This window comes from Alkalihalobacillus alcalophilus ATCC 27647 = CGMCC 1.3604, assembly GCF_000292245.2.
In the GTDB taxonomy this organism is placed as follows: Bacteria; Bacillota; Bacilli; order Bacillales; family Bacillaceae_D; genus Alkalihalobacillus; species Alkalihalobacillus alcalophilus.
Genome location: NZ_ALPT02000056.1, coordinates 18,439 through 27,353, shown reverse-complemented (window position 1 = coordinate 27,353; position 8,915 = coordinate 18,439). Strand labels below are relative to the sequence as shown.

At 36.9% G+C, this 8,915-nt stretch carries 8 protein-coding genes and 1 riboswitch; of the genes, 7 read left to right on the top strand and 1 reads right to left on the bottom strand.

Features of this window, described 5'->3' with window-relative positions; genetic code table 11:
* The first annotated feature begins 108 nt into the window (after positions 1-108).
* From BALCAV_RS14550 to BALCAV_RS14535, 4 genes are all read left to right on the top strand, one after another.
* Positions 109-330, top strand: a complete 222-nt coding sequence (locus BALCAV_RS14550; RefSeq protein ID WP_003324167.1) for a YdbC family protein — start codon at positions 109-111, stop codon at positions 328-330.
* Between the two features lie 195 nt (positions 331-525).
* Positions 526-1,314 carry an HAD family hydrolase gene (locus BALCAV_RS14545; protein WP_040324060.1) on the top strand — a complete coding sequence of 263 codons (789 nt, stop codon included), beginning with the start codon at positions 526-528 and terminating at the stop codon, positions 1,312-1,314.
* A 33-nt stretch (positions 1,315-1,347) separates the two neighbouring features.
* Positions 1,348-2,619 carry a GTPase HflX gene (gene hflX / locus BALCAV_RS14540; protein WP_003324170.1) on the top strand — a complete coding sequence of 424 codons (1,272 nt, stop codon included), beginning with the start codon at positions 1,348-1,350 and terminating at the stop codon, positions 2,617-2,619.
* 406 nt (positions 2,620-3,025) lie between these two features.
* On the top strand, positions 3,026-4,480 hold the full coding sequence (locus tag BALCAV_RS14535; protein WP_003324172.1) for a UDP-N-acetylmuramoyl-L-alanyl-D-glutamate--2,6-diaminopimelate ligase: 1,455 nt from the start codon (positions 3,026-3,028) through the stop codon (positions 4,478-4,480).
* A 386-nt stretch (positions 4,481-4,866) separates the two neighbouring features.
* On the opposite strand, the gene BALCAV_RS14530 is transcribed toward BALCAV_RS14535, so the two are convergent.
* Entirely contained in the window at positions 4,867-5,190 is a 324-nt protein-coding gene (locus tag BALCAV_RS14530) for a hypothetical protein (RefSeq protein WP_040324058.1), read from the bottom strand.
* 175 nt (positions 5,191-5,365) lie between these two features.
* Between BALCAV_RS14530 and BALCAV_RS14525 the strand changes: the two genes are divergently transcribed.
* The 3 genes from BALCAV_RS14525 (at position 5,366) to BALCAV_RS14515 (ending at position 8,892) form a co-directional block, all read left to right on the top strand.
* Positions 5,366-6,379 (top strand): LLM class flavin-dependent oxidoreductase, encoded by a 1,014-nt coding sequence (locus tag BALCAV_RS14525; RefSeq protein ID WP_003323565.1) that lies wholly within the window; start codon positions 5,366-5,368, stop codon positions 6,377-6,379.
* Entirely contained in the window at positions 6,376-7,377 is a 1,002-nt protein-coding gene (locus BALCAV_RS14520; RefSeq protein ID WP_003323563.1) for an MsnO8 family LLM class oxidoreductase, read from the top strand. Before BALCAV_RS14525 ends, BALCAV_RS14520 begins: the two co-directional genes overlap by 4 nt.
* A 155-nt stretch (positions 7,378-7,532) precedes the next feature.
* A riboswitch (SAM riboswitch) is annotated at positions 7,533-7,642 on the top strand.
* A gap of 122 nt (positions 7,643-7,764) precedes the next feature.
* Positions 7,765-8,892, top strand: a complete 1,128-nt coding sequence (locus BALCAV_RS14515) for a sugar ABC transporter substrate-binding protein (protein WP_003323562.1) — start codon at positions 7,765-7,767, stop codon at positions 8,890-8,892.
* The last annotated feature ends 23 nt before the right edge of the window (positions 8,893-8,915 follow it).

Genomic DNA, 8,915 nt, shown 5'->3' with positions numbered 1-8,915 from the left:
TTAGGGGTTCATTATGCTTCCGACGTATTAGGTGGATTTGCTTTAGCGATTATGCTCATGGTGATTGGTGAAATTGTTAAGCAAAACATTAACAGGAGGCCATAATTTATGTCAGATTTTAAATACGATATTATTAAAAGTATAGGAACCATTTCTGAAAGTCCTAAAGGGTGGACACGAGAGTTAAATTGGATTAGTTGGAATGGGAGGGAACCCAAATACGACATTCGTGATTGGGCACCTGATCATACAAAAATGGGCAAAGGAATGACTTTTACAAAAGAAGAATTACTAGAGTTGCGTAAACTGCTAACAAGTTCAGAATCTTAAATAAAAAAGGCTCTCAAAAGTTATTCTATGAACTTTTGAGGGCCCTTTTATTGTACTTTAGAAGGTTGGTAAAAAAAATGAAATGTCCGAATATTATTAAAAAAAGTTTAAAATTCCAATAAACCGCTTGCTCCTTCCTATATTACACGGTACTCTTAAGAGTGATCAGAATAAAGAGAAAATAGAGGAGTGGGCATTTTGAAGGCGATTTTTTTTGATTTAGATGATACTTTATTATGGGATAAAAAAAGCATTCAAACCGCATTTGAAAAAACATGTCAACTAGTAGAAGATAAATATGGCATTAGTGCAAGTGGATTTGAGGAAGTGGCTCGTAAGAAGGCGAAAGATTTATATAAAAGTTATGAAACATATGAGTTTACACAATTAATAGGTATTAATCCTTTTGAAGGTTTATGGGGCAAGTTTGAAGAGGAACATCCGGAATTTAAGAAAATGAATCAAATGGTTTCTTCTTACCACCTTGATACGTGGAAGTCGGCTCTAAAAATGTTTCGTATTGAGGATGAAGAGTTTGCCAGAGAATTAGTTAGAGCCTTTCGAAAAAATCGGAAAGAGAATCCTTTTTTATATGAAGAAAGCCTTGAAGTATTAGAACGTTTAAAAAAAGAATATCGTCTGTTATTATTAACAAATGGCTCCCCACAATTGCAAACAACGAAACTCGAGATCACACCAGAGTTACGACCCTTTTTTGAAAAAATTATCATCTCAGGTGATTTTGGTCAAGGAAAACCAGAGCCAGCGATTTTCCAGTTTGCTTTAAAAGAAATGAACGTAACAAATGAAGAGGTACTGATGGTTGGCGATAATTTGATGACAGATATACTTGGGGCTAATCGAACGGGAATTAAATCAGTTTGGTTAAACCGAGAAGAGAAGGAAAGAAATGAAGTAGAGCCAAGTTATGAAATTAAAGATTTACATGAGCTTTTCCCGCTTTTAGAGAAGTTATCCTCTTAAGTTTGGTGGATAAGCATTCAATTGGAGGTATACATGCAAGAAGAACAACAAGTCGCGATTTTAGTTGGGGCTGAGCTTCAGCAGCAGTCAAGTCATGAGCGCTCGATGGATGAATTAGAACAGCTTGCCTTTGCTTGTGAAGTCGCAGTCGAAGCCAAAGTGTCCCAACGTTTAGAAAAAATTAATCCTTCAACCTATATCGGAGCAGGTAAATTATTAGAGGTTAAACAAGTGCTTTCGGCAACTGATGCGAATTTAGTCATTTTTGATGATGAATTATCGCCATCTCAAATTCGGAATACGGAACAAATCCTTGAGTGCAAAGTAATTGATCGCACCATTTTAATTTTAGATATATTTGCGCAGCGGGCGAAAACGAAAGAAGCCAAATTACAAGTTGAACTGGCAAAATTGCAATATATGTTGCCTCGTTTAGTCGGCCTTCGTCAATCACTTGGACGTCAATCAGGTGGGGTAGGAACAACCAATCGTGGGGCCGGTGAAACAAAGCTTGAGCTTGATCGTCGTAAAATCGAAGAGAAAATGTCGATTTTATCAAAAGAGTTAGAACGACTAGTAAAACAAAGACAAATTCAACGAGGGCGCAGACAAAAGCAAGAAATGCCAGTTGTTGCCTTGGTCGGATATACGAATGCAGGGAAGTCTACGCTTATGAATGCATTTTTACAATTCGGAACAAACGCAAGTGACAAAAAATATGTATTTGAAGAAAATATGCTTTTTGCGACTTTAGAAACGTCCGTTAGAAAAGTAACATTGCCGAAAAATCGTTCCTTCCTTTTAACAGATACTGTTGGGTTTGTTAATAAACTTCCTCATCATCTTGTGAAAGCATTTCGTTCGACATTAGAAGAAGTGAAGGAAGCTGATTTATTGCTCCATGTCGTTGATTATTCTAATCCAAATTATGAACAACAAATCCAAGTCACTAATGAAACCTTAAAGGAAATCGGTGTTGAGAACATACCGATGATCTACTTGTTTAACAAAAGTGAACTCGTTGATGATAAATTTCACATAAATCGTGAGGATTCTCTTTACGTCTCAGCACGAGAGAAAAAAGGGTTTGAAGCGTTATTACAAACGTTAGAATTATCATTATTTGCAACTGATGTAAAAGTTGAGTTCCTATTTCCATATACGGCAGGAGAACATGTTCATTATTTTCAAAATCATGCCGACGTGCTCGAAATGGAGCATCAAGAAACAGGCACTTATATGAAAGTCATTTGTCGCTTAAAAGATAAACAAAAATATGAACAATTTATGATAAAAACCGTCTAATCTCTTGGCGGTTTTTTTGGCGTTTATCTGAGCCTGGGAGGGAGGATTGGTGATAGGTAATGAGAAAGTTGAGTGGGTCCGATTACAGTCCGAAAAAGTTGGGATAAGTAATGAAAAATTTGAGTGAGCTCGATTACGGTGCGAAAAAGCTGGGATAAGTAATGAAAAAAGCCAAGCAGCACAAATTACGGTACGAAAAAATCGAGATAAGTAATAAAAAAGCCAACTAACACAAATTACAGTACGAAAAACTAAGCACACGAATTCTGAACACCTTCCTCTTTAAAAATGAGCGATTTGCTGGCAATTGTCAATTTCCACCTTTGCTGTATCTTTTAGCAAAGGATAATTTCAATTTGGGATGGTGAAACTATTTTTAACCAGTTTTTTGAGAGGATAGGTTGTGATGAAGCTTCCATTACTTTTACAAGAATTGAATATGATAGTAAATGAGCCGAGCCTGAATGATATCGAAGTGACTGGCTTACATTTTCATTCAAAAAAAGTGGAGCCTGGTTTTCTTTTTGTAGCGATTAGTGGATTTGAGCAAGATGGTCATGATTATATAGCAGAAGCATGTGAACGAGGGGCTGTGGCAGTACTCGGTGAAGCCAAATCGATTCAAATAGATATACCTTATTATTCCGTTCCAGATAGTCGAAGAGCTTTATCGCGTTTAAGTGCGGCTTTTTATCAATTTCCTACAAATAAACATAAAGTGATTGGTATTACAGGTACGAATGGCAAAACAACAACTTCTTATATGCTCAAACATATTTTAACTGAAGCAGGAAGGACATGTTCGCTTATTAGTTCTGTCAGTCATGAAATAAATGGAGAAACGAGGCCTTCTCATGTCACAACACCAGATGCGATAACGATTCAGAAGTTACTTGCTGAAAGTGAGGATGAATATGTCATTTTAGAAGTGTCTTCGCATGGACTTGATCAAGGACGGGTGAGTGATGTTTTTTTTGATTATGCTTTATTTACGAATTTAAGTCATGATCATCTTAATTACCATCCAACGATTGAGCATTATTTTGCAAGTAAAGTAAAATTATTTGATCAATTAAAGCCTAACGGGGAAGCGATAGTGGCTACCTTTACAGAAATTTGGAGTGAAAGGTTAGTTGCCTATGTGAAAAAGCAACACAAAAAAGTGACGACAGTTGGACCCCAACATCACAATGATATCGTTTCTTCTTATGAAAATGAGTTTTCGACGTTATTTGAGTTAAGTAAGTTCGATATGGAAATATCATTTGAGTTGCCTGTTATTGGTGTGCATCAAAACCGAAATGCTTTATTAGCTTATGCAACCGCTGAAAAATGTGGGGTTACACCGAAAGAAATTAAAAAGGCATTATCTCAGTTTCCAGAAGTGCCAGGACGATTTCAACAAATGAAATTACCAAAAGATTCAACCGCTGTTATAGATTATGCTCATTCACCTGAATCAATTGACGCTTGTTTAAAAACGATCAAAATGTATAAACCGAATCGTCTTTTTCATGTTTTTGGTTTTCGTGGGGATAGTGATGTTACAAAAAGAGAGGCAATGCTTGAGCATTCATTTCAGCATAGTGACCAAATTTTTCTAACCTTTGATGATTTAAATGGAGTAAGTGAAGAGGAGATGTATCAAACTTTACTTAAGTTAAATGAATCAATCGACAATCAAGCGATCATTATTAACGATCGAACCGAAGCGATTAAGCATGCTTATTCCGAAATGGAAAAGGGGGACTGGCTAGTAATAACGGGTAAAGGACATGAGAAGTACAAGCAAGTATTTAACTTGCCTAGCAAGAATGATCAAGAGACATTGCAATACTTAAAAGAAGGACAATGTAAATAATTGATTTTTCTAAAAAATCTGATAAAAAGAGAAGGAGTAAGATATTCAAAGAAAAATGGGTGTTTTCCTTAGAAATTCAACCTATTTGAAAATTTACAGTTTCTAAATAATATTTTAAAATAAATTTAATTAAAGAAAGGAGTGACCTTAAAAAAACCTTCAGAAAGGATGTGAGTCCAATGAAGTAGGTGAGCGAAGTGTACATTAGTCATGACATGTGCACGGGGACTGGTTGACCATAAAGAGCAAACACATAAAATAATAGCATAGCATAAATGTTTTAATGAGGCTTTTGTGCAGTTGGAAGGGAATATTAAGAATGTTAACGGTAAATAGAAGTTAAAGACGACCCCAAAAAAACCATTTGATGGCGAGGGGTCGTTTTTTCATTTGTGTTTTAACTTTTCCATTTCTTCTGAAACGACAAAGGCTAATTGCTCATTTCCAAATAAAGAGAGAACTCCGAGTAAAGTTTCGTTGGCGATTTCACCAGCTTCTTCTTTTGAAACAGTTAACTCTTGAGTCTCTACTAGCATAGAGTTTTTTTGTTGGGACGGATAAGCCTTTTGATAAATTTCGAATGGATCTAAATCATGATTGATACACCATTGACTGAATACTAACACCATCATCTTTTCATCTTGCTGATATTGTTTGATGATTTGTTCTTCTATATTTTCTTTCAATGTAATTCCTCCATTACATAACATCTCTTTTGTAGGGCAGAATGAATGACGACTTCATTATCTCATCCCTTTTCTATTTAGACAACGATCAGTACTTATAAGCAAAAAAATGGACGAAAGGATTTATATCCTTTACTCTACTATGTAACGAATTCATTATGAAGTCGTATGATATGAAAGTGTTGAAGGAGTGCTATAAATGGAGTCTACTAAAACATTACAAGATATTCGTTTATCTGTCTTAGATCTCGTACCAATTCTAGAAGGGAAAACGGTTCAAGAAGCGTTTCAATCAAGTGTAACATTAGCTCAAAAAGCAGAGCAGCTTGGTTTCCACCGCTTTTGGGTCGCCGAGCATCATAATATGCCAGGAATAGGGAGCTCAGCCACTTCGGTTGTCATCGGACATATTGCTGGACAAACCTCAAAGATTCGTGTCGGTGCGGGTGGGATTATGCTTCCGAATCATTCTTCTTTAATGGTGGCTGAGCAATTTGGAACATTAGATGCCATTTACCCAGGAAGAATTGATTTAGGGTTAGGACGTGCACCGGGAAGTGATCAACAAACAATGCGAGCAGTAAGAAGAGGCTTAAGTACGACAGGTGATGAATTCCCTGAGCAATTAGAGGAATTAAGACAATATTTTGACCCGAAACGCTCGCCTTTCCCGCAAACTGTAAGAGCTTATCCGGGTGAGGGACAAAATGTACCGATTTGGTTATTAGGTTCAAGTGGGTTTAGTGCAAAATTAGCGGCTGAATTAGGGTTACCATTTGCATTTGCTAGTCATTTCTCCCCTGAATTTACCTTACCAGCCTTAGATATTTATCGTAGTAACTTTAAACCTTCTGATGTGTTAGATAAACCTTATGTGATGGTCGGAAAAAATGTGATTGCAGCTGAATCGAATGAAGAAGCTGAATTTCTAGCTACTTCAATGGAACAGCAATTTTTAAGTTTAATTCGTGGTCGTCCCTCAAGACTCTTGCCACCAAATGAAGATTTAACTGAATATCTAACGATTCATGAACAAGCAGCCTTAGATAAAAGAGGGGAATCAACCATTGCAGGAGATAAAGAGTTTGTCCAAAAGGAGCTTCAATCTTTTTTAACTGCAACAGATGCGGACGAAATCATTATTAACTCGATGATCTATGATGAGGTTGCACGTTTACGCTCATTTGAAATCATTGCAGAAGCAAGTAAATGAATCAAACAATTAAGTTAAGCATTCTTGATCAAATGCCACTAGCAGAAGGTCGCACGAGAAGTGATGCGTATGAGGAAGCGAAACAGCTCGCCACCTTTGCAGATTTATTAGGTTATCATCGTTACTGGGTGGCCGAGCATCATCATTTGGCAGGTCTCGTATGTCCATCTCCAGAAGTAATGTTAGCTTTTTTAGGAGCTCACACAAAAAACATTCGCTTAGGTGCCGGAGCGATTTTGTTACCGCATTATAAACCTTATAAAGTCGCTGAAACGTTTCATGTTTTGGCGACCTTATTTCCAGGTAGAATTGATTTAGGATTAGCGCGTTCACCTGGAGGTTCAGCAGAAGTAACGAATGCTTTAAATGATCAATTTTTAAAAAAGGTGTATGCATACCCTAGTTTAGTTGACCAACTTCTACAATATATTCAAAATCCTAAATTTGATTCAAAAGTGATTGCCGAACCTGTCCCAACGGTTGCACCAGATGTATGGCTCCTAGGTTCTAGTGAAAAAAGTGCTCAACTAGCGGCAAGTAAAGGGCTCCCTTATACTTATGGTCATTTTCGTAACCCAAATATTCCAATGGAACCGTTGAATCAATATGTACAGCAATTTCAAAATAAAAATGAAGATAAAAAGTTGAAGTCGATCGTAGCGTTATCATGTATTTGTGCAGATACGACTGAGAAGGCAAGAGAGCTTGGATTAAGTGAAGCGTATCGAAGTCATCTAGCTTCTATTGGAAAAGAAACGGAGTATTTACCGGCAGTTGAAACCGTAAAAAAAGAAATGCAAGCTGATCCAAAGCTTGCGGTTCAGCTTAAAGGTAAGCTCGAAAAAGCTTTGATAGGTTCACCAGCAGACGTGAAAAGAAAGCTCATTCAATTGGCCGTGAGTTATCAAATTGATGAGTTTATGCTCTTAACAAATGTTCATTCATTTGAAGAGAGACGACTTTCTTATAAATTGATTTTTGATGAAATGGCTAAATGAATAGTGAAAAAAGGTTGTTTTGTTCTTTTTACAAAATATCTAATAAAATAGTCTATTTGTAGGCATAATTGTTAGACTATTTTCAAAAAAAGGATTGACCTACCTATTATTAAGACATATAATACCAATAAGATTAATAAGAATTAAATGAATAGCTCTTATCGCGAGTGGTGGAGGGACTGGCCTGATGAAACCCAGCAACCGTTTTCTTAGGAAAATTGGTGCTAATTCCTGCGAATCGATTTTATGATTCGAGAGATAAGAGAGGATTTTACATAAAAGCCTCTCTTAGTAGAGGTTTTTTCTTTTGGTAGAAAAATCCATGTGTGAGTAATTATACATAATATGGGTTTTTAACAATACAGTCACGCATTAGGGGGAATTAAGATGAGAAAAGGTAAATGGAGATTAGGAGCTACGGTCGCTCTTTTAACAGCTGTTTTGTTAGTCGGATGTAGTTCAAATGATTCTAATGACAGTACAAATGGTCAGGTAAAAGCCGATGATGACAATGTCAGCTTTGAGAATGTTCCAGAACGTTTTGCTAATGGTGAAGGGGCCAAAATTAAAGTTGTTCGCAAGATTGGTGGGGATGATCATACGGCTCAATTTTTAGCTGGAGCGCAAGAAGAAGCAGAAGCATTAGGATTTGAAGTTGATGTATTTACGGCAAACGGTGATTCCGCACGATTCCATGATGCCCTAACGCAAGATGTGGATAAATATGATGGGTTTATTATTTCTCACGGTGATGACGAGGCGACAGTAGCGACCGTACAAGAGTTAAGAGAAAAAGGCAAAAGTGTGGTTGCATTTGATTCATTAGCTGAATTACAAGAAATTGAAGGGGTAACTTTAACGTCTCAGGATGACGAAGCGTTAGCTGATTTGGCTTTAGGACAACTTGTAGAGGATTATGGTGGAGAGGCAAACATTGTCTATCTTTGGGTTGACGGTTTTGCTCCAATGGTTCGAAGAGATGCGGTGTATAAACAATTTTTAGAACAATACCCTGGTTTAAATGAATTAGAACGTTTCGGAGTAGCTACTGATGATACATCTGTTCAAACTCAAAACGCGGTTGCGGCGATGTTAAATAAATATCCTCAAGGTGAAATTGACGCAATCTTCGCAACATGGGATGCGTTTGCGATTGGTGCCGCACAAGCGATTCGAGAAGCGGGTAGGGATGAAGTGAAAATTTACGGAATTGACGTATCAAATGCCGATTTACAAGAAATTCAAAATGAAGCTAGTACGTGGAGTTATACAGCAGCTGTGGATCCGAAATTAATTGGTGCCGTAAACGTACGAATTTTAGCGAAAAAGCTTGTAGGTGAAGAAACACCAGAAACTTTTGACTTAGAAGCATCCTTAATTTCTCAAGAAGATTTGTTACAAGCAAATGAGCCAGTTAATATGATAAACCTTGCCGAAATTATTACGAGCTGGGGAGAATCAGATGCCTTTGAAGAAGATTGGATGCTTATATTAAAAGATTATTATGGAAAATAATCAAAAGTAGTCTAGTAATGAAA

Coding starts and splice junctions, on each gene's coding strand:
- BALCAV_RS14550 (WP_003324167.1), top strand. CDS start 109: ATGTCAGATTTTAAATACGATATTATTAAAAGTATAGGAACCATTTCT.
- hflX (WP_003324170.1), top strand. CDS start 1,348: ATGCAAGAAGAACAACAAGTCGCGATTTTAGTTGGGGCTGAGCTTCAG.
- BALCAV_RS14535 (WP_003324172.1), top strand. CDS start 3,026: ATGAAGCTTCCATTACTTTTACAAGAATTGAATATGATAGTAAATGAG.
- BALCAV_RS14530 (WP_040324058.1), bottom strand. CDS start 5,190: ATGTTATGTAATGGAGGAATTACATTGAAAGAAAATATAGAAGAACAA.
- BALCAV_RS14525 (WP_003323565.1), top strand. CDS start 5,366: ATGGAGTCTACTAAAACATTACAAGATATTCGTTTATCTGTCTTAGAT.
- BALCAV_RS14520 (WP_003323563.1), top strand. CDS start 6,376: ATGAATCAAACAATTAAGTTAAGCATTCTTGATCAAATGCCACTAGCA.
- BALCAV_RS14515 (WP_003323562.1), top strand. CDS start 7,765: ATGAGAAAAGGTAAATGGAGATTAGGAGCTACGGTCGCTCTTTTAACA.